This is a genomic window from Yoonia sediminilitoris (assembly GCF_003058085.1).
GTDB lineage: Bacteria > Pseudomonadota > Alphaproteobacteria > Rhodobacterales > Rhodobacteraceae > Yoonia > Yoonia sediminilitoris.
The window spans coordinates 216,562-242,462 of sequence record NZ_QBUD01000004.1; the positions used below are offsets into that span (position 1 = coordinate 216,562).

Here is a 25,901-nt window from a genome sequence, read left to right on the forward strand (position 1 = left end):
CTCGTGGTCACAGGCTTCTTCCAAACAGGACATAATGGCCTTTGCTATCCAAACAGGCTTGATGACGCTTTATTGGCCGCCTTCACCGTTGGATATTTCATGAAGCTTTTACCTACCTGCAATTTCAGAGCGAGCTTGATCGAACAGAATAAATTCAGGGGCTGCTCGCCCACCGCGCATGTAAACAACAGGGTTTGACGGGTTGGTCAGACGCCCGAGATCATCTGTATGCCGCAAAATCCCAGCCGGTGTTGTGGTCGCCCGCCTGACCGCACTGGCCATGTCATCGCCGACCGCGTTGACCATGACAGACACCGCTTGCGCCATCTCAAGATCGGCCCCGGCAAGGGTGCCATCGCAAAGCGTAAGACGGTCGTCTTTTCGCAAGACATCGCGGCCATTGAGCTGAAACTGCTTGATCGTGGAACCAGCCGTTGCCATCGCATCAGTCACAAGGAAAAGCCTGTCATTGTTGGACCTTGCAGCGAGGGCAGTGCGCAGTGACGCAGGGTGTACATGGATTCCATCGGCAATCATCCCGGCATAAATATCGTCGCGCAGCATCGCCGCGCCGACCAGACCGGGCTCACGGCCCTGCAACTGGCTCATTGCGTTGAAAAGATGGGTGACACATCGTGCGCCCGCGTCAAATGCGGCCAAACAGGTTGCCATATCCGCATCGGTGTGACCAAGCGAGACGACAACGCCCGCGTCTGACAGCTTGCTGATCTGGGTATTTGTGGTGTTTTCGGGGGCCACAGTGACCATGACATTTGGTAGCCGTTCCGCCGCGCGGATGATCAGCCCAAGATCATCGTCCGTCATGGGACGGATCAGGCCCGGGTCATGCGCGCCCTTGCGGGCAACCGACAAATGTGGCCCCTCAAGGTGAATGCCAACAATCCCCGCGACCTTTTCCGCAATCGCCATTTCAACGGCGTCAATTGCAGCGGCAGTGCGCTCCGGCGTGTCAGTGATGAGCGTTGGTAACAGGGCCGACGTTCCAATTGTGGCATGGGCGCGTGCGATTGTCCGCAGAGCGCCAACGGATTGGTCATCATTGAACATGATACCGCCGCCACCATTGACCTGAAGGTCAACAAAGCCGGGAGCGATCAAACCACCATTGCGTGTTTCCAGCGGCCAGTCAGGCAGGACCGCATCGCGTGGGCGGATGCTGCGCTGTCCATCCTGTGTGACCACCAAAGCGTGATTGTCATACAGGCTTTCCCCGTCATGGATTTGCGCCCCGACGATGGCTTTAACGACATCTGTCATACCGTTTCGGTTACTTTCATAAGATGGCGTGGGGCGTCGGGGTTGATCCCCCGCGATGCGGCCACCTGTTCGACCATCGCGTAAAAGCTGGCTATCAGCGCGATCGGATCAGTTAGCGGATGGCCCGATCGCGTGGCTTGCAACTGCGTTGCTTTGCTTGCCTTGTCACTTGTAACCGATACGACGGCCCCTTTGGATGCAATCTCGTCTACGACCTGCGCAAGAACCTGCTCTGCGTCGTCTTGTGCGGCAAGTGCGATAACAGGAAAACCGCTGTCAACAATTGACACCGGGCCATGAAGAACCTCTGCGGAGGAATATGCCTCTGCGTGGATTTGGCATGTCTCCTTCAATTTCAGGGCTGCCTCATTCGCGATTGCATATGATGGGCCCCGGCCCAGGCAAAAGACGGACTGACGTGCGCCAAGGGCCGCGCGGGCCGTCGGCCAGTCATTCTGGACCGCTTTTTCAAGTACCGCAGGCAGATCGGCGATAGCGCGCAGCAGTGCGTCATCCTGCGCCCATTCAGCCAGAAGCCAGATGCCGGCAATCGTAGAATTCACAAATGTTTTTGTCGCGGCAACGCTGATTTCAGGACCAGCATGCAGGTCAAGAGTATGATCGGCCACTTGCGCCAATGGGCTGTCGGGGTGGTTTGTCATGGCAATCGACAGGGCACCGCAGTCACGCGCCATGCGTGCCATTTCAACAATGTCGGGGCTTTTGCCGGATTGGGAAACCGACAGGCAGACGCTGCCATCCAACTTGAGCTTGCGTTTGTAAACAGAGGCGATTGATGGCCCGATAGATGCAATTGGCGTGCCGGTCAGCAGCTCGGATGCATATTTCAGGTAGGTGGCGACATGATCAGACGATCCGCGTGCGACGCTCACCAGAAATTGCGGGTCGCGCGCACGCATGGCAGCTGCCGCACGGCGAATATCGTCGCCCCCGTGCGCGAGAAGTCGCGCCGCTGCGATAGGGATTTCCAGCACTTCCTGACGCATTTGCGTGGTGGTCATATGGTCTTCCTACTCTTTGGCAAGGCGAAGTTCGGCCACGAAATTGTAAGCATCTCCGCGATAGATGGATTGGGTGAATTCGACAACACGGCCGTCAGGCAGGTATGAGGTCCGCTCGATCCGCAGCCCCGCCATGCCGGGTGCGACGTCCAACAGCTTTGCAGTGTCGTCGGCAAGGTTGATGGCTGAAATTTTCTGCAAGGCGCGCACGGGCCGCAGGCCGGACGCTTCAAGCACTTCGTAAAGCGAGCTTTCGACCAGCAAAGGGTCTGGCAGCACCTCGGTCGACAGGGATGCACGTTCAATCGCCATCGGTTTATCGTCGGCGGCGCGAAGCCGCGCCAGCCGTGATACGGACGCATCGGGTGACAGTGCCAAAGCCAGAACTTCATCAGGTGACGGCATGAAGATGCCACGCTCGAGCCAAGCGCTTGATGACATCATACCCCGGCGCGCCATATCCTCGCTGAACGACGTCAGCCGTGACAGGGACTGTTCGATTTTCGGGGTGTGAGATGCCACAAATGACCCTGACCCCTGCTTCTGAACGACAATGCCATCTTGGGCAAGCGACTGGATCGCCTTGCGGACCGTCACACGCGAAAGCCCCGTGATGCTCGCAATTTCGCGCTCCGGGGGCAAAGGGTTGCCTGCTTTCAAAAGCCCCTGATCAACCCCTTCGCTCAGACGTTTTCGCAATTGAACGTATCTTGGGCCGGCGTCCGGTTGCAGCCAGTTTTCAGGGCTGAGGAAATTCACAACGCTCATTGGCAGTCCCCGGATGATTGCAAAAGAGCGGATTTTGCGAGTTGAAACGCGCCATCCAGCGCACTGCCCCGGCACGCGGTCTGCCCTGCAAGCACCCGCGTCGGCAGATAGGCGGCATAATGCGGCCCGACACCACCTGTCAGGCAAACGGTGTCGCCGGGCGCAAAGCCCAATGCATCCAGGCAAAGTGCCAGATGATCCGCGCCGGTTTTCATGATGGCGCGCCCCCAAGGATCGCCAGTCGACGCGTCCGCTATGATCCTTGGGGCAAATGTGCCGAAATCGCCCGGTGTCGCAGTGACGCCGAATGCCACGACACGGCTTGGGTCATTGTCAAACATCGCAAACAAGGCAAGCGTCAGATCGGTGTGTTCGGCCAAACCGTCGTGGCACAAAAGGACCTGCTGCAATCCCGCACGCCCCAGCCACGCGCCGGATGCCTGATCCCCCAGTTGAAGCCCCCAGCCGCCGATGGTGCGGAAAGTACCGTCCGTCTTTGCGGCAGCAAAGGCACCGGTACCCACAGCCAGAACAAAGCCGTCTTCGCCGCCAAGTGCGCCGGTCAGGGCCGTGGGCCGATCATCCGTTACGGTCGTGTGTCCATAGGGCAAGGCGGCGGCGATGCGCGCACTGTCTTGCGGTGTCATAATGCCAGCAAGCCCCAAATGCGCCTGCGCCCGCTCCAATGTTTCAACCGCGACGCCCGCTTTGGCCGCTGCGGCATTCACTGTGCTGATGATGTTGGCAGTTGCCGCGCGGGCGTCAGAGGTCACGTTTGCTGCCCCACCGGTTGCCCCCGCAAGGATACCTTGGGCCGCTGTGCCAATGGCCGCGCGACATCCCGTACCGCCACCATCGACAGCCACCAGCAATGTTTGAGTCGGATGCGTCATTAGATACCTTTACAATACCTCTTCTTGGAAAGATAGCGCCATTTTGCGTTCATATATCGCAGCTTTTGCCTATCCACTATCAGAATTACAACATTTACATAATTTTGTGGACAACAGGTCTTATAAAGGTATTAGATTGATCCAAGGGGATTCTCTATGCGCTTGCCGACCACAGAAACAGTGCCTGACGGACATGCTATTGATGCGTGTGCCCCGCTGGATGCCGTAGCGATGATGCTCGACGCCCAGCAGGCTGCTTTGGCCACCGTGCGCGCGGTGTCGGCCGAGATTGCACAAGGTGCAGTACTCATGGAATCGGCTGTCCGCGCGGGGCGCCACATTCATTATGCAGCCGCAGGCAGTTCGGGTTTGATGGCGCTTGCGGATGCGTGCGAACTGTCGGGCACATTCGGACTTCCGGCAAAAGCGATCCACATTCACATGGCAGGCGGCGTGCCCGTCGATGGGATCATGCCCGGCGATACAGAAGATGACATCGCGGCAGGCGAACAGGTTGCACAGCAAATGACGCCGGGCGATGTGCTCATTGTCCTGACGGCAAGCGGCAAGACGCCCTATGCCCTCGATATCGCGCACCGGGCCAAGGCGACAGGGGCAACTGTCATTGGTTTTGCAAATAACCCCGGCACACCATTGCTGGACATGGCTGATCTTCCGGTCTGTCTTGCCACCCCGCCCGAGGTGATTGCCGGATCAACCCGTCTTGGGGCCGGAACCGCGCAGAAAGTGGCATTGAACGTCATGTCCTCATTGATGGGGATTGGCTTGGGCCATGTCTTTCAGGGCCAGATGGTCAATCTTGTCGCTGACAACACCAAACTTGTGGGGCGGGCTGAGGGTATCGTGGCACAGATTGCCGGCGTGCCGTTGCAGGTGGCCAAGGATGCGCTGGCGCGTACCAAAGGTGCGACCAAACCGGCCATTCTTGTCGCGTCAGGCAGTGCGCCTGAAGAGGCACTACAGCTTTTGGCCATACATCAGGGCCATCTGGCCCCTTGCTTTCAATCACTGAAGTCCAACCAAAACCAAATCGTATAATAAGGGAGAATAACATGACAAAGTCCAAATTCATCGGGGCCATGCTTGCCACAACATTTATCGCAGGCACTGCCAACGCGCAGGATGTCACGCTGACCATCGAAAGCTGGCGCAATGATGACCTGGCGATCTGGCAAAACGAAATCATTCCAGCATTTGAAGCTGCGCACCCGGGTATCAAGCTGAACTTCACCCCTTCTGCACCCGCAGAATACAACGCTGTTCTGAATTCCAAACTGGATGCAGGGTCGGCGGGCGATATCATCACCTGCCGTCCGTTTGATGCGTCGCTGGCGCTGTTCGAGGCAGGACATCTGGCCGATATCACCGACATTGAAGGCATGGCGAATTTCTCTCCTGTCGCCAAGTCAGGCTGGAGCACGGATGACGCCTCCGTACAATTCTGCGTCCCCATGGCATCAGTCATTCATGGCTTTATCTACAACAAGGAGGCGTTTGACGAACTGGGTATCGCAGAGCCAACGACCGAAGCCGAGTTCTTTGCCGCGTTGGACAAGATCAAAGAGGACGGCAGCTATATCCCGATGGCGATGGGCACCAATGACCAGTGGGAAGCGGCCACGATGGGTTATAACAACATCGGGCCAAACTACTGGAAAGGCGAAGAGGGGCGCCTGGCGCTTCTGTCGGGTGAGCAGAAACTGACGGATGAGCCATGGGTGGCGCCGTACCGTCAACTGGCTAAATGGGGCGCATATCTGGGGGACGGGTTCGAGGCCCAGACATATCCTGACAGCCAGAATATCTTTACCCTTGGCCGCGCGGCGATCTATCCAACCGGATCTTGGGAAATTTCGGGCTTCAATGGATTGGCCGACTTTGAAATGGGTGCATTCTATCCGCCGGTGCAGAATGCAGGCGATACCTGCTATATCTCTGACCATACCGACATCGGGATCGGGATGAACGCGGCAACAGCAAACCCGGAAGCCGCCAAGACCTTTCTGAACTGGGTGGGTTCGCCGGAGTTTGCGACGATCTTTGCCAATGCGCTGCCGGGCTTCTTCCCGCTGTCTTCCACGCCGGTAACGCTGGAAGATCCACTGGCGCAGGAATTCATTTCTTGGCGCGGTGAATGCGAAAGCTCGATCCGGTCAACATATCAGATCCTGTCGCGCGGCACGCCGAACCTTGAAAATGATACATGGAACGCGTCGGTGGCTGTGATCAAGGGCGAAGAGAGCCCCGAGGACGCAGGCAAGCGCCTGCAGGAAGGCCTGGCAAGCTGGTACGACCCGCAAAAGTAAGTCCTGAACCTGCGCGCCGGGCGGCACATGCCCTACCGGCGCGCATCCCCATCACACCAGTCGCAAACGTCAGGATTCCCCATGGCAGTGGAGCCGCAAAAACCAAAGTTCAGATGGCACATTGTCGTTTTTCTGGCGCCTGCGGTGCTGGTCTATACGGCGGTGATGATCTATCCGCTGTTCAACACGCTGCGGCTATCGCTGTTTACAGAAGTGGACCAAACCCGCGTGTTTGTGGGTTTGCAGAACTTTCGGACACTGTTTGGTGAAACGGTCTGGTCGAACCAGTTCTGGAATGCTCTTGGCAACAACTTCTGGTTCTTCGTGGTCCATATGCTGGTGCAAAATCCCATCGGCATCGCGCTCGCGGCAATCCTGAGTCACCCAAGGCTGCGCTTTGCTGCCTTCTACCGCTCCGCGATCTTTATCCCCACGATCCTTAGCTTTGTAATCGTCGGCTTCGCATGGAAGCTGATCCTGTCGCCAATCTGGGGCATCGCGCCGGGGATGCTGGACGCGGTCGGCCTGAAATCGCTTTACGCACCTTGGCTCGGCAAGGAAGCATACGCGCTGACGACGTTGTCATTGGTGTCTGTCTGGCAATTTGTGGGCATCCCGATGATGCTGATTTACGCTGCACTCCTGTCGATTCCGGACGAAATCCTTGAGGCGGCCGAAGTCGAGGGAATCACCGGCCTGTCCGCATTCTGGAAAATCAAGCTGCCCCTGATCCTGCCGTCGATCGGAATCATTTCGATCCTGACATTTGTTGCCAACTTCAATGCTTTCGATCTGATCTATGCCGCACAGGGCGCGCTGGCAGGGCCGGACTTTTCGACCGATATTCTGGGCACGTTCATGTACCGCACGTTCTTTGGCTTCCAGCTGCAACTAGGCGACCCGCACATGGGGTCCACCATCGCGTCGGCCATGTTTGCCATCATCCTCATCGGTGTGTGCCTGTATCTGTTCGGGATTCAGTCGCGCATGCGCCGCTATCAGTTCTGAGGAGATTGATATGACTATTGCCCGCCAGAACCGCCTGAATACAGCCGCCGCACATGGCGCCCTGATCCTCTATACGTTAATCGCGCTGTTTCCGGTTTTTGTGATCGTGATCAACAGCTTCAAGACCCGCAAAGCGATCTTTCGCGAACCATTGGCCTTGCCTGACGCCGACAGTTTTTCACTGATCGGTTACGAGACCGTTCTGAAGCAAGGGGATTTTTTCCTGTACTTTCAGAACTCGATGATCGTCACGGTAGGGTCGTTGTTCTTCATTTTGTTGTTCGGTGCGATGGCGGCATTTGCGCTGGCTGAATATCGTTTCAGGGGCAATCTTCTGATGGGTCTGTATCTGGCATTGGGGATCATGATCCCCATTCGGATCGGGACTGTCGCCATTCTTGAAATGATGGTGCAGACCGGCCTTGTGAATACGCTCTGGGCTCTGATCCTTGTCTATACGGCCCAAGGGCTTCCGCTGGCTGTTTTTATCCTCTCCGAATTCATGCGGCAGGTCAGCGATGACCTGAAAAACGCGGGCCGCATTGACGGTCTGTCGGAATATCGCATCTTTTTCCGGCTCGTCCTGCCGCTTGTCCGGCCAGCGATGGCAACGGTTGCGGTCTTTAACATGATTCCCATCTGGAACGACCTGTGGTTTCCGCTGATCCTGGCGCCCGCAGAAGAGGTCAAGACGCTGACGCTGGGCAGTCAGGTTTTCATTGGCCAGTTTGTGACCGACTGGAACGCTGTTCTATCCGCCCTTTCCCTTGCCATTCTGCCAGTCATGGTACTTTACGTGATCTTTTCGCGCCAACTGATCAGGGGTATCACTTCGGGGGCAGTGAAATGAGGGTACTTGTCGCAGGCCTTGGCAATATGGGGCGCAGCCATGCGCTTGCCTATCACGCGCATCCAAACGCCGAAATTGTGGGTTTGGTGAACCGTTCTGATGTGGATTTGCCCGCGGAACTTGCGGGCTATCGGCGCTTTCGAACTTTCGAACAGGGTCTTGCGTTGAAACCTGATCTGGTTTGCATCGCGACCTATTCCGACAGTCACGCGGACTATGCCATTGCGGCGATGGAGGCAGGGGCTGACGTTTTTGTCGAAAAGCCGCTGGCTTCGGCGGTTGCAGACGCACAGCGTGTTGTCGCCACTGCCAAACGGCTGAACCGCAAGCTGGTTGTTGGCTATATCCTGCGTCATCACCCCAGTTGGCAAAGGTTGATTGCCGAGGCGCGTGGTTTGGGTGGCCCTTTCGTTTTTCGTATGAACCTGAACCAGCAGTCGACCGGACCCACTTGGGAAACACACAAGGCATTGATGCAAAGCACCAGCCCGCTTGTTGATTGCGGCGTGCATTACGTGGATGTGATGTGCCAGATCACCGACGCCCCACCCGTCAGGGTGAGCGGCATGGGACTGCGCCTTTCGGATGAACTTGCGCCGGATATGTATAACTATGGCCAGTTGCAGGTTTGGTTTTCTGACGGCTCTGTCGGCTGGTACGAGGCAGGTTGGGGCCCGATGATGTCTGAAACAGCCTTTTTCGTGAAAGATGTGGTATCGCCCAACGGGGCGGTTTCCATCACGGATGGCAACAAGGGCGCATCGGACGATGTTGACGGCCATACCAAGGTCGGTGGCATTCTGGTGCATCGCCCAAGCTGCGACCAACTGATCGAGATGCCCGATGAACCCGGCCATCAGGCACTTTGTGATGCTGAGCAGGCGTTCATGATCAATGCAATCTTGCAGGACATAGATCTGACACGACACATGAATGATGCGGTGCAATCCTTGGCCATTTGTCTGGCGGCGGATGAAAGCATCCGCACGGGTCACCCCATAGAACTAGGAGCCGCGCAATGACCGCCCTGACCCTGACCAATGTCTGCAAGTCTTTCGGGGATGTTGAAGTCCTGTCGGATATCAACCTGACCGTTGAAGACGGTGAATTTGTGGTTTTTGTCGGTCCGTCCGGCTGCGGCAAATCTACTTTGCTGCGGGTGATCGCAGGGCTTGAGGATGCCTCGGCGGGAACCGTTGAAATCGGCGGTCAGGTGGTAAACCACATCCCGCCCGCCAAGCGTGGGATCGCAATGGTGTTTCAGTCCTATGCGCTCTACCCTCATCTGAGCGTGCGCGACAATATGGCGTTGGGATTAAAGCAGGAAAAGCAGCCAAAATCGGTGATTGAGGCACGGGTCGACAAGGCGGTGCAGATGCTTGATCTGGGCGCCTATGTTGACCGCCGCCCGTCCGATCTGTCGGGGGGACAGCGCCAGCGGGTTGCCATCGGGCGCGCGATTGTCCGCGAACCAAAGCTGTTCTTGTTCGATGAACCGCTGTCAAATCTGGACGCGGCTTTGCGCATGAATACCCGCATTGAAATTGCGGAACTGCATCGCACGCTGAGTGCGTCCATGATTTATGTGACCCACGACCAGACCGAGGCCATGACGCTTGCGGACAAGATCGTCGTTCTGCGGGATGGCCGCGTTGAACAGGTGGGCACTCCGATGGAATTATACAATAATCCCACCAACAGGTTTGTAGCCGGTTTTCTGGGTTCACCTGCGATGAATTTCCTCACAAAAGCGCCAGTGGATATACCGCCCGGCGGCACCCTCGGGGTCCGTCCAGAGCATCTGCGGCTGGTACAGACCGGGCGCGTCAATGGACGGGTCACGCATGTTGAACGGCTGGGCGGTGACACCAACCTGTTGGTCGTCACGGACCAGGACGAAACCGTCACGGTGCGCCTGTTCGGGCAGGACCCGACTGCCGTGGGCGACATTGTCGGACTGGATTTTGATGACGCCAATGCCTTTGTCTTTGACGTGGATGGTCAACGCGTCCCTTTTGGGCGGTGAATTGCGCAACAGGCACGTTACACCGCCCCCCACCCCTTCTATTTTGAGTAAAGGACCGGGATTTTTGCATCGCTCAACAATGCACGCGACACCGCACCGATGACGAAATCATAGGTACGCGAATGGCCAAAGGCGCCTGTGACAAGAAGGTCTGCGCCGATTTCGAATGCCTCATGGCTTAGAACGTCAGCGACCTTTTCGCCGGCCTGTTCACGGTGGATAACCGACACATCGTGTCCGTAACGCGCCAATGCAGCAGCAAGGTCATTTGTGTCAAAGTCCGACAATTCGTCGCCAGTCGCCTTGTCGATCCGCAATATGCTGACTTTTGCGTCCGGGCTGATCACCTGTTCCATGTCATGCGCGGCGCGGGTTGCTTCGCGTGTGGGGCTCCACCCCAGAACGACGGTGTCGCCCAATGTGTCAGCCTGATAACCGCGCGGGATGACCAGTACCGGGCGGCCGGATTCGCGGATGACGCGCTCTTGCAGGTTGTTCATCATCGTGCGGTCGTGACTGTCGTCTTCCTGCGCCATCACCACCAGATCAACGCTGCGGGCGCTTTCGACGATGCGGTCGGCCACGGTCGCCGTGTCACTGGCCAGATGACGCCATTCGCTGGGAAAACCCTCTGCCCGGGTCTGTGCATCGAATATGTCCTTTAGATCCTGCGTGTGGCCTTTTTGGCTGGTCGCAAAGGTCTGGTAGGTTATGTCGGGGATATGCATTGCAATACTGGGATAAACGATCAGTGACTCCGTGACATGCAACCCGATGACATGCGCATTGTCGCGCCGCGCGAGGATTGCAGCACATTTCATCACGTCGGCGGCAGAAGAAGTGTTGGTCAGGCAAACGAGGATGGTACGCAAGGTCATGATGGATACTCCCTATATTGAAGACACCCGGCCAATGGGCCGGGTGCTGGCTTTTGTCAGGCTGACTTGACCGGAATCTTGCGATGGGTTGTCTTGGCTTCTGCGGGCTTTGCGATGGTCAGCTTGAGAACCCCGTCAGCGAAAGTGACATCGATGGCATCATCGGCAGGCGTGAAGCCCAAAGGCATCTGGCGGCGGAAACTGCCAAAGCTGCGTTCATGCAGGTGGTAGTCCTTTTCGTCTTCGGTGCGTTCTTGCGATTTCTCGCCTTTGATGACGAGGACATCACCGTTCAGGCTGACGTCCAGATCGTCTGACGAAACACCGGGTATTTCGGCGGTAATTTCAAGTGTATCATCAGTTTCGGCCATATCGATGGCGGGCGATAGGGCCGCTCCCATGCCAAGCTGCGACAGTCCTTCATTGATGCGTGGATAGCCGCGAATCCGGTCCAGCATGCGTTCCATTTCCTGCTGAAGCTGTTCAAAGAACGGTTGCGGCGGCGTTGTTTTCGGTTGGACAGAAGGGGTTTTGGTGTCCATATCGCGTCTCCATTTTCTGATCCGACACCCAGTCGTGTCCTACTGTTTCTATGCCAGCAAGCGTGGCACCGGTTTGATATTGCTCAATCACCGGGCATGGCAGGGCGGCTAGATATGGGGCAACCGTCTATTTTCAGGAGAATGCGCCATGCGACAGCTATTAATGTGCGTCATCGTTGGTCTGGCCACCGCACTTGGCCCGGCCTCCGCCCAAGAGATGAGCCGCACCCATGGCGGTGATACATTTATCGCAGCCGAGTCTGTCACCAAGAACCTGTCTGCCCCCGGCGACGTGTTTGCGGCGGGCAGCGCCATTACGACCTCAGGCAGTGCCAGTGGCGATATTCATATTGCTGGATTTGATCTGGATATTTCAACGCAGGTGGGTGGAAATCTGTATGCGGCTGGCAGCAGCATCACGATTGGCGCGCCCGTCGCACAGGATGTGACGGCAGCGGGTTTTAGCCTGCGCAGCACGGCTGATGCAATCACAGACGGCAACTTGCGTTTCTTTGGGCGAAACCTGACGATTGAAGGGCCTGTTGCGGGCGCACTGACGGCCATGGGGGGTAACATCCACCTGAACGCGCCAGTGCAGGGCGAAGCGTGGATCGTGGCTGAAAGCGTGACCTACGGGCCGCAAGCGCGCATTGATGGCAATCTCATCCTGTCGGTTGAGGACGGCAAGCCGGTCCCGGTACGTGTACTGCCGGCAGAACGGATCACTCTTGAGGACTGGGACCGCGATGAGGTCTTTGCAGAGTTGGAACGCAATTGGGACAGGGTCGAGATGCCTGGCTTGCCGATCTGGATGTCGCTGTTTTCGGCATTCCTGATCACGACCATCTTCCTGCTGCTCGTCGCGGCGGTATTCCTGACATTTGCTCCCAAGAGAGTGGAGCGATTGCGTGTACGGGTCACGGCCCAGCCGTTGCAGACTTTTTTGCTGGGGGTCATCGGCCTGTCGGCCTTGTTTGGCGTGGTGCCTGTGGCTGCACTGACGCTGATCGGGATACCTTTCATTCCGTTCGCGTTGCTGCTGATCGTTGTTGCTTGGACGCTGGGCTATCTGCTGGCTGCCTATGCTGTGGCGCGGCGCATTCTGGTGGCGTTCGGTGGTGCGCCTGATCCGTCTGTCGGGGTCAGGCTACTGGCTGTCGCTGGCGCGCTTGTCGCTGTGGCGATTTTGAACTTCATTCCATTCGTGGGCTGGGTCATCAACTATACGCTGGTACTGCTTGGAGTGGGTGCAATCACCGCTTGGCTCTTGTCCTCTTTCATCCCTGACCCTGACCCGGCTTTGGAATTGAACATGCGCGACAAGGCACCGGACTAGGGTCAGGCCCCATTCATCCTGCATCGTCAGTTTGTCAGATTTTTTCTCTGACAAGGCACATCTGCGCAGGAATGGTCATTTACCTTCAAGCAGATGTAACGCCCCCTCTCGGGCATTGCTGCGCAATACCCTGCCTTGCAGCGCAAGCCGGGGATCCGCCTGTTCAGGGCTGAAACGATTCTCTGGATCGTTTCCAAGACGCCCTTTACCCACTGATATTTCGTGAAATCCACGCTGACGGCGCAGGATGAATGGGTTTCGACCCTAAGAGCAAAAAGTGTCAAAGCATGCAAAAACCCTGTTTTTGCGCGATTTGCAGAAACAGGGTTGTTAGGGTCAGGACCCTATGTCGCTTTCGTTTTGTGTCCGCTTCAGTCGTCTTGACCCTCTGCAATGCTGCGCAAGGCCTTCGGCTTGAGGATGATCACCGTATTGATATGGTCAATCGCAACGATCTTGGATTTGCGCAGTTGCGTAAAGGTCCGACTGACTGTTTCAGTGGTCAGCCCCAGAAAATCCGCGATATCGGACCGGGTCATTGGCAGGCTGACCTGCGTGAAGTCGCCCAGTGGGGTGCCCACGCGGTCTGTCAGGACCATCAGGAAAGACGCCAGTTTCTCAACCGAGGATTTGCGCCCCAACATCATGAAGTGATCCTGCATCGCGCTGATTTCGCGCAGCGCAGCCCTAAGCAGCCGTTGGTGCAGCGCCGCATCCCCTTTGGACGTTTCAAGATCGGACCGGCGGTGCACCACAAGTGTTGTGGGCACAATCGCGTCGCAATCGGTATGATAATAGCCGTCGCTTGGAAATCCGACAGTGTCGCCGGGATAACCAAAAGCGATCACCTGCCTGCGCCCGTCTTCCAACATACGAGTCAGACGCAAAACACCGGAAGTCACTTCATAGATACGGTTGGCCGGATCACCTTCGAGAAACAGATGTTTCCCGGGTTTCAACGTCATCGTCCGGCGGTGCGTAATTTCCGGCACAATTTTGTCATCATCATAAGTCTCAACGAATTGGGTAGGGTCAGTCACATACATGGCAGCTTCCTTTCCTGACGATGGAAAGAAACTGCGCGGTGCTTGTATCCGGCGGTAGTTGGGCCGCGTATCCGATTGTATCAATTTGTAACCGCAACCTAAATATGCTAGAAATGGAATGTGAATTCCCCAACTATTGTTTCAGACAAGCGGAGTGGGTGAGCATGGTGAACAATGCAACAATCTTGGTCGTTGACGACGACCCGAAGATTAGGACGCTGCTGCGTCGCTGCCTTGAAGGCGATGGAAACAGCGTCGTCGAAGCTTTTGACAGGCACAGTACGCTGAATGCTGTGGCCCATGCCCCCATTGATCTGATTACCCTCGATCTTAACCTTGGTCCGGACGACGGGGTCGAGATTGCGCGCCAGATAAGAACTAAATCAGATGTGCCGATCATCATGGTCACGGCCAAGCAAGACGTGATCGACCGGGTCGTGGGGCTGGAGATTGGTGCAGATGACTATATCACCAAACCGTTTCACCCCCGCGAGGTCGTCGCACGAATCAGGTCAGTCTTGCGGCGTGCGCGCGGGATCGCGCCGCCTGCTGCTACTGGTGTGCCAAGCGACTGTTTGTGCTTTGACGGGATGAATGTTGTCCTTGACCAGATGTCATTGTGGGATCGCGATGGCAAATCGGTCGATTTGACCAGCGGCGAATTCAAACTGCTTGAGGTCTTTCTGACGCGCCCTAAACGCGTCCTGTCGCGCGAACAGTTGATGGATCTGGTTGGCGGACACAGCTATGCCCCGCTGGACCGTACCATCGACAACCAGATTGCAAGGCTACGTAAGAAAATCGAACGGGACCCTGCACGTCCAAAGCTGATTTCGACCATCCGGGGGATCGGCTATTCCTTCACCTGCGAAGTCGAAAAGAAAGAGGATCAGCGGGCCTGAAACAGCGCCGCAAGTGCCTTGGCCAAATCAGATTGCCGATAAGGTTTGCACAGAATTTCGTGGTTCAGTGTTTCGCCTTGTCGGCTCAGGATATCTTCGGCGTAGCCGGAGGTGAGCAAGACGCGGATATGCGGGTAGGTGGCTACGACGTGTCGCGCCAGCGCCAACCCGTCCAGGTCCCCGGGCATGACAAGGTCGGTAAAGACGGCGTCAATGTCAGGGTCATCGCGCAGGATACCGGCAGCCGTGTCCCCGCTATCAGCCTCGCGGACGTTGTAGCCCAAGTCATTCACCCGCGCGACGCTTAGCTTGCGAACCTGCGCATTGTCTTCGACGATCAGCACCGTCTGGTCCTTGCCGCGCGGCGGATGAATATCGTTGTTTTGTTGTGATGTATTTGCATTCAGCGGATCAATAATTGGAAAATACAGCCCAATCGTCGTGCCGTGCCCGATCTCACTATAGACTGTGACATGCCCGCCCGATTGCCGCACGAACCCATAGACCATCGCCAGCCCCAATCCGCTGCCTTTGCCGACAGGCTTGGTCGTAAAAAACGGTTCAAACACCCGCTGTTGCGTATCAGGCCCCATGCCGCGCCCGGTGTCGGCAACGCTGATGCGCACATAGGCGCCTTGGGCCACATCAAGTTCCTGGGCAATATAGGTGTCGTCGATATCTACCAGTTCGGTCTTGACGATCAGCGTCCCCCCATCGCCCATAGCTTCGCGGGCGTTCAGTGCGATATTGATCAGGGCAGATTGCAGTTGCGTGCTGTCGGTAATAACCGGCGGTAGATCCTCACTCAAATGCGCCGTGATGACATAACGGGGATCAAAGGTGCGCCGCAACAGCGAAAGGGCGGCATTACACGATGTATTTATGTCCGTGGGCTGACTGTGGCTCGGTGCCTTGCGCGCAAAGGCGTTCAGTCCGTCCGTCAGGTCTGCGCCCAGTTCGGCAGCTTCAAGCGCATCGCGCACCATCGCTTGCGCGGTATCATCGGACAGATGGGGTTCCAACAGTTCAAGATTGCCGATCACGACCGTCAGCAGGTTGCTGAAATCATGGCTGATGCCACCGGTCATCTGCCCAATGGCATCAAGCCGGGCAGAGCGGGACAGCGCCTCTTGGGTGGCGTGCCGCTGAGAGAGGTCATGCAGGATGGCGACAAAATGTGGGCCCCCGTCGTGGTCGGCCCGCCCGATCGACAGATGCAATGGAAAGGTGTCACCATTGCGCCGAAGCCCTTCGACCGTGCGACCGCGACCGATAATCCGGGCCTGCCCTGTCTCCAGATGCCCCTGCATGAAATCATCATGCCGTTTCGCCAGCGCGCGGGGCATGATCATATTTACCCGATTGCCCACCATGTCGGCCGGGTCGTGGCCGAACAGTTTGCCCGCCGCACTGTTGGCGCGAGTAATCGTACCCGCCGCGTCACTCATCACAACGGCGTCTGGTATTGCGTCAAGCAACGCGCCCAAGAGATGAGTATCAGAGGTTCGGTCATTCATTACGCGCCTACTGTCTGGTATCGACGCAAGATAAGCTAGTCTTCCGCCCGCACCATGACATAGATCATATCTGTCTTCGATTGCCAGTCTAGTTTGCGCAGGCAAGACAGGAGAATGATGATGAAGAAAACGAAGACTTGGATCGTTTTGGCGGACACTTCCGCCGTCCGTATTGCCGTCAACGACGGGCCGGCCAAAGGCGTCTACGGGATCAGCACGAAAGAACTGCAAGCCCCCACTGTCACAGAGCTATCGGACGAACCGGGGATGACCAAAGCACCCTTTGGCCCTGACCGGGGCAATATCTCTGACCCTGATCTGAAAGGACAGGCCGCAGCAGCTTTCGCAACAGATATCGTCAATTTTCTGGATGCAGAGCAGGCCAAAGACAGCTTTCAGCGGCTTGTTCTGGTGGCTCCTCCGGCGATGCTGGGCCTTCTGCGCGACCGTCTGACCCCGCGCCTGCGTGACATTTTGCGCGCTGACATTCCCAAGGATCTGACGCATCTGCCGCTGGACAAGCTGCCCGCGCATCTGGAGGATGTTCTGCCCGTTTAGGGGCGGGATTCTAGGGGTGAAACATGCGCCCCACTGCAAATGCAAGAACCGCAGCAAGCCCCCCGATCAGCAGGGTTTCAAGGCCTGACTTCCACCAGGGCGCCAGCGACCAGCGTGATTTCGCAGCGCCGATGCCGAAAAAGCAGGCCGCCGAAGTCACAACCGACCATGAAAAAGCATCGGGCAATCCAATCAGATAGGGCAGAAGGGGCAACATACCTGCCGCCACAAAGGCACCGAAAATCACAAACGCGGCCTGAATCGGGCGCGGGTCGGTAATAGGCAACCCGTATTCTTCGGCCAGCATCAGGGAAATCCACTGTTCCTTGTCCTCGCTGATCATGATGCCCGCATCCTGCCGGACCTGACCGCGCAGGCCCTTGCGCGCAAGGATCTGGTCCAGTTCGTCCAACTCGCCCTGCCTGTTCACGGCGATATGGCGCTCTTCGACGGCCCAAAGCCTGCGCCTGTCATCGGCAAGCGCCTTTGTCCCCGAAAAGTTGCCCGCAGCCATCGAAAAACCGTCGGCCAGCACATTCGCCAGACCAAGGGCCACGACAATGCCTGTGGACAGTCCCGCCCCCTGTACACCCGCGACAATCGCAAAGGTGGTCACAGTCCCGTCAATCCCGCCGAAAATCGCATCGCGCAGCCGTCCGCTATCATTATTTTGCTGATCCAGCCGGGCTGCGATCTCTTCCATGGAATGCCCGTGTTCAAGTGCCATTGCTATCTCCTGTGATGCGGATCGTTTTGATCAATTCTGGCAGAAGGATCAGCGGCAGGCAAAACAGGCCGATCATCTGCCATTCTGCCCAGCCCAGCGCGGTCGTGTGCAGCAAGCTCTGCAAGGGTGGCCAATAGACGGCCGCCACCTGCGCGCCCAATGTCACTACCAGCGCCAGCAGCAGAAACGGATTGCTGAGTAACCCGATTTTCCAGCAGGGCGACCGCAACGACCGAAAGGCAAAGACGCTGAATTTCTCGAACGCAACCATGGCCGTGAACGCCGCCGTTCGCGCCAGCGTTTCGTCAACGGGCAGGAGTTGCCAGAAAATCCACAGGCTGCAAAGCCCCGTATAGACCCCAAAGACCGCGATCATCGCAAAGCCGGACCAGCCAAGGACAGGGGCGTTGATCTTGCGGGGCGGGTCTTTCATCTGGCCCGGTTCCGGTTTTTCCAGCCCCAATGCCACGGCGGTCAGCCCGTCGGTGATCAGGTTCATCCAAAGGATCTGTGTCGCCAGAAAGATCAGCGGCCCGCCGATCAGGATGTTGCAAAGGATCGCCACGACCTCGCCCGCGTTTGACGACAGCAGATAGCGCACGAATTTGCGCAGGTTATCGAACTGCCGCCGTCCTTCGCGCATGGCGGCGATTATCGTGGCGAAATTATCGTCGAGCAGCACCAGATCAGCGGCATCCTTGGCAACATCCGTGCCCCTTATCCCCATGGCGATCCCGATGTCGGCCTGTTCGAGCGCTGGTGCGTCATTCACCCCGTCGCCGGTCATGGCCACGATCTGCCCTTGCTTTTGCAGCAGCGACACGATCCGCATCTTGTCGGCAGGTTGGGCACGCGCAATCAGCATATCCTGCGCCAGTCCGTCCGCCAGGTCGGCGTCTGACATGGCAGCCAGCGCGTCGTGGGTGATGACCCAGTCGGGTTGCAGGCCGACGCTTTGCGCGATGGCCTTGGCAGTGACGGGACTATCGCCGGTGATCATGATGATCCTTGCCCCGGCAGAGTGGGCCTGCGCCACGGCATCGGGAATTTCCGGGCGCGGCGGGTCGATGATGCCCACCAATCCCAAAAAAACCAGCCCTTCTTCGCGCAGGATGCCATCGGGGGCAGGTGCGGTCGCAAGAGCGATCACCCGGTGCCCGTTTTCGGCAAGTGCTGTATAGGCGGCGTCGATTTCCGCGCGCCCCGCGTCCGTCAGCGGCACCGGCCCATCCGGCCCTAAAATTTCACTGCAAAGATCGCGCAGTTTTTCCGGCGCGCCCTTGGTGAAGACCTGCGGGCCATCTGCAGTCTGGCGCAGCACGCTCATCCTTTTGCGGTCACTGTTAAAAGGGCGTTCATCAAGAATGTTTTCAGGGTCAGGCAATGGCGCCCAACCTTTGTAGGCAAGGGTGATCAGTGCGCCTTCGGTCGGACTGCCGATCATGGTCCAGCCGGTCCGGTCATGCTGGAGCGTGGCATTGTTGCAACCGGCACAGACCGCCAAAAGCTGCGCTAGCAGCGGATCGTTCGACGCGCGGCGCTTGGCCTGTCCGGCGGCAATATACCCTGCGGGGTCGTAGCCAGTGCCAGTGATCTGGTATTGTTCTTGCGGAGTCCAGATCCGCGTGGCGGTCATCTTGTTTTCGGTCAGGGTGCCGGTTTTGTCCGTGCAGATGACAGAGGCCGCGCCAAGCGCCTCGATTGCTTGCAAGCGCCGCGTTAAAGCGTGTTGCCGGACCAATGCCGCCGCACCAAGTGCGATGGTTATAGTGACAACGGCGGGAAGCCCCTCTGGTACCATGGCGACGGCCAGTGAAATCGCAGTCATGAACATTTCGGTCGCCGGGCGGCCGTAAAGCAGGCCCAGCAGCATCACGCCAGCCCCGATCATCAATGCCGCCGCACCCAATTGCCGGGCGAGCTGGCCCAGTTGCTGTTGCATGTGGGTCTGGCGCGGGATGACCGAGCCGGTCAGTAGCGCGATCTCGCCAAATTGGGTCTGGGTGCCAATATCTGTAACACGCGCCATGCCGCGCCCTTCGACGATGTTTGTTCCCATCAGGATGGTGGCATCATCACTGTCTTTGCTGACCGGTACGGATTCGCCGGTCAGCGCGCTTTCATCAGCTGAAAGCGCGGTCTGTTCGATCAGCGCGGCGTCTGCTGGCACCCTGTCACCAGTGGCAACCAAGATGATATCGCCGGGCACAAGATCACGGGCCGGGATTTGTAACTGGCGGCCATTGCGCAGCACGGTCGCTTGCGGGGACAGCATATTGCGCAAAGCATGCAGGGCATTCTCGGCCCGCCATTCCTGCACAAAACCCAAAGCCCCATTCAGAAAAATGACGACCCCGATTGCAATCGTATCTATACGCTCGCCCGCGACAAAGGCGATGGCGGCTGCAATTACAAGGATCACCACCAGAACATTGGTGAACTGCCGCAAAAGGATACGCAGCGCCGAAGGGCCCGCCGTTTGCGGTAATTCGTTCCACCCGTGGGACTTGTGCAGAGCCGAAACCTGTTGGCTTGTCAGCCCAACTGTCTGATCGTCATTCATCACATGGCAATCCGTCATGTGGGTGCATTGTGCGTTGATCAAGATCAATCAGGGATTAATAACTGCTGCTAAACGTCGCGCCATCTGTTCGTTCACAGGAGGCGACGATGGCAAAAAAGACAACTGAAAGCACCCTGTCGGCGGGTGAATTGGCAATTGAACATCTGCAAGAAGTGGGCATCAGACCAATGACCGCCATGGGTGCGGCGTGGATCGAAAGCATGGCTGATCTGAACAGGGAAATGATCGGCTTTGTTGCGGACAGGATCAAGGAAGATGTGAAGGTGCAGCAGCAATTGCTGCACTGCAAGCGCCCCGCAGATTTTCAAAAGGTGCAGTTGGCCTTTTTTGAAAAAGCCTATCGGCAATATACGGACCAAACCGGCAAATTGCTGAAGATGAGCATGGAACTGCTGCCCCGCGCATCGGGCGGGGCCAAGAGCACACCCCTTTAGGGTGTGCTCTGGCTGCGATGGTCAGAGCTTGTTCACCGGGACTTTCAGCATCTCGTTGCCGTCTGCATCTGTGGGAATTTCACCCGCCCGCATGTTGACCTGCAACGACGGGATGATCAGCCGTGGCATACCAAGTGTTGCATCCCGTTCGGTCCGGAATTTGATGAAATCCTCACGGGTCTTGCCGCCACCGACATGGATGTTGTCGGCCTTTTCTTCGGCGACTGTCGTTTCCCATTTGAAATCTCGTCCGTTTGGCCCGTAATCGTGGCACATATAAAGTCGCATCTCGTCAGGCAGCGCCAGTACCTTTTGAATGCTGTCGTAAAGTGTTCCTGCGTCGCCGCCGGGGAAGTCGGCGCGCGCTGACCCGCCATCAGGCATGAAAAGCGTATCACCGACAAAGCAGGCGTCGCCAATCACGTGAACCATGCAGGCGGGCGTGTGGCCGGGGGTTGATATCGCGAACCCTTGCATGGTGCCTATCCTGTAGGTGTCGCCATCTTTGAAAAGCGCGTCAAACTGCGACCCGTCGCGCTGGAATTCGGTGCCTTCGTTAAAGACCTTGCCGAATGTGTCCTGCACCACGGTAATCTTATCACCGACGCCGATTTTACCGCCCAGCTTTTGCTGGATATAGGGGGCGGCACTCAGATGGTCTGCATGAACGTGGGTTTCGATGATCCAGTCCAGTTTCAGATCGCGGCGCTTGATTTCGGCGATGATCGCATCGGCGCTGTCAAAGGTAATGCGGCCCGCCGCATAGTCGATATCCATCACGCTGTCGATAACAGCGCAATGGTCGCTGGCAGGGTCATGTACGATGTAGCTGATCGTGTTGGTGGCCTCATCAAAAAACGCCGACACATCGGGTTTGACGGACATATTCACGGGGTAGGACATGTTGTTTCCTCACGCTGCCTTGGGTCAATTATTGGGCCAAGATAGCCGCCCGGACCAAGGCAACATTGATCCGGATCAACGTGACGCTTCGGCCTGCGCTGCACAGACCCGGCAAACCTGCGCATAGAGCACTGCATTCAGCCGTTCGGGCGAAATATCATCGCCACATTTCTGGCAGATGCCGTAAGTGCCGTCTTTGATCCGGTCCAGAGCCTGACCCAATAAACGTACTTCTTGCTGGTTGGCCTGCGCGATCCCTTCCAGCACCTCGTCATCTTCAAGGTCAATGGCCTGATCTTCCAGATCTGAGTCCAGCGGTTGCTCAAGATCCTTTTCGATCCGTCGTATGTTCTTCGTCAGTTCGGCAATCCGGTCACTGATCAGTGTTTCATACTGTTTGATGTCCAATGGAGGTCTCCTTGCGATGAATGGCTTGGCTATTCTGGATGGATCGGCGCGGGCCCAATTGACGAAGATCAATGCATCGTTCGCAAATCCGTCAGGTGGACCGTGTTGTGACCCATGCCACCACATCGGGCAGCAGGCTATCCAGCAGTTGTTGAAAACCGCGTGTGATCGGTTCGGGCTGGTCGCTGCCAATCAGCAGATCGCCTGCGAATTGCCGCGTCCCAAGGACGCGCTGGTCGCGGTCGCGCAGCATTGTCAGTTCAACAGCGACCTGCACGCGGAATTGGCCGTCGCCCGTCACATCGACACCAAACTGGTCGATGCGCGAGAGAAGTACCGTATCGGGGACAGGCCCTGCCCCTTGCGCCCCTACAAACCCGATGCGCCCCGACGCGGCAAGCGACTGGATCAGAACAGATTGCAGCATATCGGGCACGGCAGCAGACCAGCGCACATCGGGCAGATAGGTCACAGACAGGGGCGATTTCCGGATCAGGATACGATCAGATGCAATTGCCGCCGGTGCCGTAGGGTCCAGCACCAGCAGTGTGCCTGCCGACCGCCTGCCGGCCATCGCGCGGCGCACAGGCTGCAATTCATAGGTGTCACGCGGCGTTGCGGCCTCATTCAGCGATTGGATTGCGGCACAACCCGGCAACGAAGCCAGACCAAGTATCACAAGACGGCGGGGTATCATCATCTGGGTCTACCTTCTGTATTCAGGGACGCGATTATCAAGCAGGAAACCTGTGGGGTTCTGATTGATGTTACGGGCGAGATCATTCAGCGTGCGGACCAATGTGCGCGCCTCGCTGGCCAAACGGCTGAAATCGCGAATGCCCGGTCCTGCCGCTCCAATGGCGCCGCGACCCTCGGCGGTTGCCGCGCGCAGATCGGTCAGAATGCCCGGAATATCAGCGTTCAGCGTTGTCATGGTTTCGCGGAATGCTGCCATGGCCTGCTGCGTGTCCGACAGAACCGGCCCAAGGTCAGAAGCCATGATCCCGTCTGCCCGCGCAAACGCATCATTGGCGCTGCCAAGTGCGGTGTCGGCGTTCTGCAATGTTGTTTGCAGCCCATCAGCAAGTGGCGGCAGGTCGTTTTCCATCAGGCTTTGCACCTCGGCCAGAACCTCGTTTGCCCGTGTGATGGTGGGTTGCAGCGCATCCAATGTCTGATTTGCGGTCTCGAAGGTGTCGGTGATGGTCGCTAGGGACGTATCAGCATTGCCAAGGGTCGTCTGGGCGCTGTCGCGCAAAATATCCAACCCGTCTGTGAATTGCGTGATCTCGTCAGCCGCTCTGCGCAGACTGGTCGAGATGTCGGAAAAATCTTGCAGTGCCGTGTCAAGTCCGGCGGTCGCCGCATCGATGTTTTGCAGGATACGGCGCACATATTCCTGATTTTCGGGGCCAGTCAGCTTTTCCAGTTGTTTCAGCAACGCAGTGGCATCCCCCAAAAGATCGGGCGCACTACTGACCAGCGACTGAAAAGAAGATTGCCGCGAGGGGATGATCGGCGGACCTTCCAGTTCAGGCGTCAACCGTTCTGCGTTTGGCGACCCACCCGATAGGGCGATATAGGCAACGCCTGTAACCCCTTGGGATTCAAGCTGTGCGACCGTATCCACAGCGATGGGCGTGTTGGAGTCGATCTCGATGGCCACATAGACTTTGCTGGGGTCTTTTTCCCAGATCCGAATACCGACCACACGCCCGACACCAACCCCGTTGAAAAGTACATCAGCCGACTGGTCCAGACCGGACACATTGTCGAACAGGATGCCATACTGCGCCCACTGCCGGTCAATCTGCACGCTGGACAGCCAGACAAAAAAGCCGAGCCCGCCCAGAACGCCAAAAATCGCGAACAAGCCGATAATGATAAAATTAGCGCGTGTTTCCATTAACTTGCAGCTTTCTGGACCAGTGCCGCACGGGCGCGCGGCCCCTTAAAGTAGGCCTGAACCCAAGGGTGATCAATCTCTTGCATTTCGGCCATGGTGCCGGTGGCCAGCACCCGCCCTTCGGCCAGCACGGCAACCCGGTCACAAATGGCGTGCAGGCTGTCCAGATCATGCGTGACAAGAAACACCGTCAGCCCCAGCGCACGGCGCAACTGCCCGATCAGCGTATCAAAGGCCGCAGCCCCGATCGGGTCAAGCCCGGCGGTCGGTTCATCCAGAAACACGATTTCGGGGTCCAGCGCGATGGCGCGTGCAAATCCGGCCCGTTTGCGCATACCGCCAGACAATTCGGCCGGAAACTTGTGCAAAGCGTCTTCGGGCAGACCCACCATACGGACCTTGATCGCGGCCAGTGCCGCGCGGGTTTGCGGCGACAGGTCCAATTGTTCGCGCATGGGCGCTTCGACGTTTTGCTGTACATCAAGCGATGAAAACAGCGCGCCCCCTTGAAACATGACGCCCCAGCGGCGGCGCAGGCGGCGGTATTCCTCGGGTGCTGTATCACGCACGTTTTCGCCGAAGACCGTGATTTGCCCGCCAGCAGGTTTCAGCAACCCCACGACAGCCCGCAGCAGCACCGATTTACCGGTGCCCGACCCGCCCACAACGCCGATGACCTCTCCGCGTTGCACGTCAAGATCAAGCCCGTCATGTACGGTATGTTTGCCGAAACGGGTCACAAGCCCCCGCACGCTGATGATCGGGTCATCCGGGATCATACGCCCACCAATTCAAAAAATATGGAAAACAGCGCATCTGCCGCAATCACTAGGAAAATGCTTAACACAACAGAGGTCGAGGTCAGCCGCCCCAGCGATTCAACGTCGCCTTTGACCTGCATGCCTTCGAAACAGCCGACAATTCCGATAATAAGCGCAAAAAACGGTGCCTTGATCAAGCCAACGCCCAGATGCCAAACGCTGGTATTGCTGGCCAGACGTGACTGAAAAACGCCCGGCGATACACCCAGTTCGATCCACGACATCAGGGCGCCGCCGAGCAGCCCGGAAAAGTTGGCGATCACGCCCAGAACCGGCAACATCAGGATCAGGGCCATGACACGCGGCAGGACCAGCACCTCGATCGGGTTCAGGCCAAGCGTGCGCATTGCGTCGATTTCTTCGCGCATCTTCATGGACCCGATGGCAGCAGTAAAGGCCGACCCCGACCGCCCGGCGACGATGATGGCGGTCAGCAAGATGCCCAATTCGCGCAGCACCGAAATCGCGATCAGATCGACGACAAACACCTCTGCCCCGAACTGGCGCAACTGGGCCGCCCCCTGAAAGGCCAGTACGACCCCAATCAGGAACGACATTAACGCCACGATGGGCACGGCGCTGAGCCCGACCTGCTGCATATGGTGCACGAGTGCAGTCCACCTGATCCGCGAGGGATGCGCGAAAAGGGATAAAAACGTCGCAACGGTCTGACCCAGAAAGCCGATGATAGCCATCATTTTTTGAAAGGATGCAACGGTTGTGCGCCCAACCATTTCCAGCCTGTCATTCAGCGTGATGGACTTTTCGGTTTGGTCGTCTTTTGCAGGCATGTTCTGACGAACCGTGCCAATGAGATCGCTTTGCAGTTGGCTTGCACCGGTGATTTCCGGCGCAGTCCCGGCCTGTTGCAGACGCCGCTCCAGTGTCACGATGGCCCATGCGCCCGCCGTGTCGATGCGGCCGACCTGCCCAAGGTCAATCACCTGTGCCCCCTTTTGTCCCAGATCGAGTTGTTCAACCGTCCCGATCAACAAATCACCAGAAAGCACGATCCTTTGGTCAACGACTGTCAGCCGCGCAGGCTGCAACCTATCTGGTGAATGGGCATTCATCCGTTTGTCCCTTGCACAGACAACACTATCCGTTCACGCATCCGGGCGCACGGGTCTTGCCAACAGTAGCAAGGTTAATTCTCGCCGACGATGG

26 protein-coding genes are annotated in these 25,901 nt (G+C 57.5%); 10 read left to right on the plus strand and 16 right to left on the minus strand.

Features of this window, described 5'->3' with window-relative positions:
- Positions 1 to 108: 108 nt before the first annotated feature.
- The 4 genes from nagA to C8N45_RS10970 are packed head-to-tail and all read right to left on the minus strand — an operon-like array spanning position 109 to position 3,961.
- Positions 109 to 1,278: an N-acetylglucosamine-6-phosphate deacetylase gene (gene nagA, locus C8N45_RS10955; protein WP_108386280.1), complete on the minus strand. Its 1,170-nt coding sequence runs from the start codon at positions 1,276 to 1,278 to the stop codon at positions 109 to 111.
- Entirely contained in the window at positions 1,275 to 2,300 is a 1,026-nt protein-coding gene (locus C8N45_RS10960) for an SIS domain-containing protein (RefSeq protein WP_108386281.1), read from the minus strand. The genes nagA and C8N45_RS10960 overlap by 4 nt, the downstream gene beginning before the upstream one ends.
- A gap of 9 nt (positions 2,301 to 2,309) precedes the next feature.
- Positions 2,310 to 3,068 carry a GntR family transcriptional regulator gene (locus C8N45_RS10965; protein WP_108386282.1) on the minus strand — a complete coding sequence of 253 codons (759 nt, stop codon included), beginning with the start codon at positions 3,066 to 3,068 and terminating at the stop codon, positions 2,310 to 2,312.
- Complete coding sequence (locus tag C8N45_RS10970; RefSeq protein ID WP_108386283.1) at positions 3,065 to 3,961, minus strand: glucosamine kinase nucleotide-binding domain-containing protein; 897 nt, start codon at positions 3,959 to 3,961, stop codon at positions 3,065 to 3,067. The genes C8N45_RS10965 and C8N45_RS10970 overlap by 4 nt, the downstream gene beginning before the upstream one ends.
- 156 nt (positions 3,962 to 4,117) lie before the next feature.
- Between C8N45_RS10970 and C8N45_RS10975 the strand changes: the two genes are divergently transcribed.
- The 6 genes from C8N45_RS10975 to C8N45_RS11000 all read left to right on the plus strand — a co-directional run bounded on the left by C8N45_RS10975 (position 4,118) and on the right by C8N45_RS11000 (position 10,172).
- The gene (locus C8N45_RS10975) at positions 4,118 to 5,020 is read left to right on the plus strand and encodes an N-acetylmuramic acid 6-phosphate etherase (protein WP_108386284.1); all 903 of its coding nucleotides are present in this window, start codon (positions 4,118 to 4,120) and stop codon (positions 5,018 to 5,020) included.
- 14 nt (positions 5,021 to 5,034) lie between these two features.
- The gene (locus C8N45_RS10980; RefSeq protein WP_108386285.1) at positions 5,035 to 6,288 is read left to right on the plus strand and encodes an ABC transporter substrate-binding protein; all 1,254 of its coding nucleotides are present in this window, start codon (positions 5,035 to 5,037) and stop codon (positions 6,286 to 6,288) included.
- 81 nt (positions 6,289 to 6,369) lie between these two features.
- Positions 6,370 to 7,296: a carbohydrate ABC transporter permease gene (locus C8N45_RS10985; RefSeq protein WP_108386286.1), complete on the plus strand. Its 927-nt coding sequence runs from the start codon at positions 6,370 to 6,372 to the stop codon at positions 7,294 to 7,296.
- 10 nt (positions 7,297 to 7,306) lie between these two features.
- A complete protein-coding gene (locus C8N45_RS10990; protein ID WP_108386287.1) occupies positions 7,307 to 8,146 on the plus strand; it encodes a carbohydrate ABC transporter permease in 840 nt (279 codons plus the stop codon).
- A complete protein-coding gene (locus C8N45_RS10995; RefSeq protein ID WP_108386288.1) occupies positions 8,143 to 9,168 on the plus strand; it encodes a Gfo/Idh/MocA family protein in 1,026 nt (341 codons plus the stop codon). Before C8N45_RS10990 ends, C8N45_RS10995 begins: the two co-directional genes overlap by 4 nt.
- On the plus strand, positions 9,165 to 10,172 hold the full coding sequence (locus C8N45_RS11000; protein ID WP_108386289.1) for an ABC transporter ATP-binding protein: 1,008 nt from the start codon (positions 9,165 to 9,167) through the stop codon (positions 10,170 to 10,172). The genes C8N45_RS10995 and C8N45_RS11000 overlap by 4 nt, the downstream gene beginning before the upstream one ends.
- A 38-nt stretch (positions 10,173 to 10,210) precedes the next feature.
- Here C8N45_RS11000 and C8N45_RS11005 read toward each other — a convergent pair whose 3' ends face one another.
- A complete protein-coding gene (locus tag C8N45_RS11005) occupies positions 10,211 to 11,050 on the minus strand; it encodes a universal stress protein (RefSeq protein WP_108386290.1) in 840 nt (279 codons plus the stop codon).
- Positions 11,051 to 11,106: 56 nt separating this feature from the next.
- Positions 11,107 to 11,592: an Hsp20/alpha crystallin family protein gene (locus C8N45_RS11010; RefSeq protein WP_108386291.1), complete on the minus strand. Its 486-nt coding sequence runs from the start codon at positions 11,590 to 11,592 to the stop codon at positions 11,107 to 11,109.
- Between the two features lie 148 nt (positions 11,593 to 11,740).
- Between C8N45_RS11010 and C8N45_RS11015 the strand changes: the two genes are divergently transcribed.
- Positions 11,741 to 12,928, plus strand: coding sequence for a DUF8173 domain-containing protein (locus tag C8N45_RS11015; protein ID WP_133175970.1), 1,188 nt, complete (start codon positions 11,741 to 11,743; stop codon positions 12,926 to 12,928).
- Between the two features lie 371 nt (positions 12,929 to 13,299).
- On the opposite strand, the gene C8N45_RS11020 is transcribed toward C8N45_RS11015, so the two are convergent.
- Entirely contained in the window at positions 13,300 to 13,974 is a 675-nt protein-coding gene (locus C8N45_RS11020) for a helix-turn-helix domain-containing protein (protein WP_108386293.1), read from the minus strand.
- Positions 13,975 to 14,138: 164 nt separating this feature from the next.
- Here C8N45_RS11020 and C8N45_RS11025 point away from each other — a divergent pair, with 164 nt between their 5' ends.
- Positions 14,139 to 14,876 (plus strand): response regulator, encoded by a 738-nt coding sequence (locus C8N45_RS11025; RefSeq protein WP_181868928.1) that lies wholly within the window; start codon positions 14,139 to 14,141, stop codon positions 14,874 to 14,876.
- On the opposite strand, the gene C8N45_RS11030 is transcribed toward C8N45_RS11025, so the two are convergent.
- The gene (locus C8N45_RS11030; RefSeq protein ID WP_108386294.1) at positions 14,864 to 16,393 is read right to left on the minus strand and encodes a PAS domain S-box protein; all 1,530 of its coding nucleotides are present in this window, start codon (positions 16,391 to 16,393) and stop codon (positions 14,864 to 14,866) included. The genes C8N45_RS11025 and C8N45_RS11030 overlap by 13 nt on opposite strands.
- Positions 16,394 to 16,513: 120 nt before the next feature.
- Between C8N45_RS11030 and C8N45_RS11035 the strand changes: the two genes are divergently transcribed.
- Positions 16,514 to 16,951, plus strand: a complete 438-nt coding sequence (locus C8N45_RS11035) for a host attachment protein (protein ID WP_168769455.1) — start codon at positions 16,514 to 16,516, stop codon at positions 16,949 to 16,951.
- A gap of 10 nt (positions 16,952 to 16,961) precedes the next feature.
- Here C8N45_RS11035 and C8N45_RS11040 read toward each other — a convergent pair whose 3' ends face one another.
- Together C8N45_RS11040 and C8N45_RS11045 are read right to left on the minus strand one after the other, a co-directional pair.
- Complete coding sequence (locus tag C8N45_RS11040; RefSeq protein WP_108386296.1) at positions 16,962 to 17,678, minus strand: VIT1/CCC1 transporter family protein; 717 nt, start codon at positions 17,676 to 17,678, stop codon at positions 16,962 to 16,964.
- Positions 17,668 to 20,241 carry a cation-translocating P-type ATPase gene (locus C8N45_RS11045; protein ID WP_245882638.1) on the minus strand — a complete coding sequence of 858 codons (2,574 nt, stop codon included), beginning with the start codon at positions 20,239 to 20,241 and terminating at the stop codon, positions 17,668 to 17,670. Before C8N45_RS11045 ends, C8N45_RS11040 begins: the two co-directional genes overlap by 11 nt.
- Before the next feature lie 107 nt (positions 20,242 to 20,348).
- Here C8N45_RS11045 and C8N45_RS11050 point away from each other — a divergent pair, with 107 nt between their 5' ends.
- On the plus strand, positions 20,349 to 20,696 hold the full coding sequence (locus C8N45_RS11050) for a phasin family protein (protein ID WP_108386298.1): 348 nt from the start codon (positions 20,349 to 20,351) through the stop codon (positions 20,694 to 20,696).
- A gap of 21 nt (positions 20,697 to 20,717) precedes the next feature.
- On the opposite strand, the gene C8N45_RS11055 is transcribed toward C8N45_RS11050, so the two are convergent.
- The 6 genes from C8N45_RS11055 to C8N45_RS11080 form a co-directional block, all read right to left on the minus strand.
- Positions 20,718 to 21,599 (minus strand): MBL fold metallo-hydrolase, encoded by an 882-nt coding sequence (locus C8N45_RS11055; protein ID WP_108386299.1) that lies wholly within the window; start codon positions 21,597 to 21,599, stop codon positions 20,718 to 20,720.
- Between the two features lie 75 nt (positions 21,600 to 21,674).
- Positions 21,675 to 22,007 (minus strand): TraR/DksA family transcriptional regulator, encoded by a 333-nt coding sequence (locus C8N45_RS11060; protein WP_211095465.1) that lies wholly within the window; start codon positions 22,005 to 22,007, stop codon positions 21,675 to 21,677.
- A 91-nt stretch (positions 22,008 to 22,098) separates the two neighbouring features.
- The gene (locus C8N45_RS11065; protein WP_108386301.1) at positions 22,099 to 22,707 is read right to left on the minus strand and encodes an ABC-type transport auxiliary lipoprotein family protein; all 609 of its coding nucleotides are present in this window, start codon (positions 22,705 to 22,707) and stop codon (positions 22,099 to 22,101) included.
- Between the two features lie 6 nt (positions 22,708 to 22,713).
- Entirely contained in the window at positions 22,714 to 23,913 is a 1,200-nt protein-coding gene (locus tag C8N45_RS11070; protein WP_108386302.1) for an MlaD family protein, read from the minus strand.
- Positions 23,913 to 24,692, minus strand: coding sequence for an ABC transporter ATP-binding protein (locus tag C8N45_RS11075; RefSeq protein ID WP_108386303.1), 780 nt, complete (start codon positions 24,690 to 24,692; stop codon positions 23,913 to 23,915). Before C8N45_RS11075 ends, C8N45_RS11070 begins: the two co-directional genes overlap by 1 nt.
- Positions 24,689 to 25,807 (minus strand): ABC transporter permease, encoded by a 1,119-nt coding sequence (locus C8N45_RS11080; protein ID WP_108386304.1) that lies wholly within the window; start codon positions 25,805 to 25,807, stop codon positions 24,689 to 24,691. Before C8N45_RS11080 ends, C8N45_RS11075 begins: the two co-directional genes overlap by 4 nt.
- Positions 25,808 to 25,901: the final 94 nt, after the last annotated feature.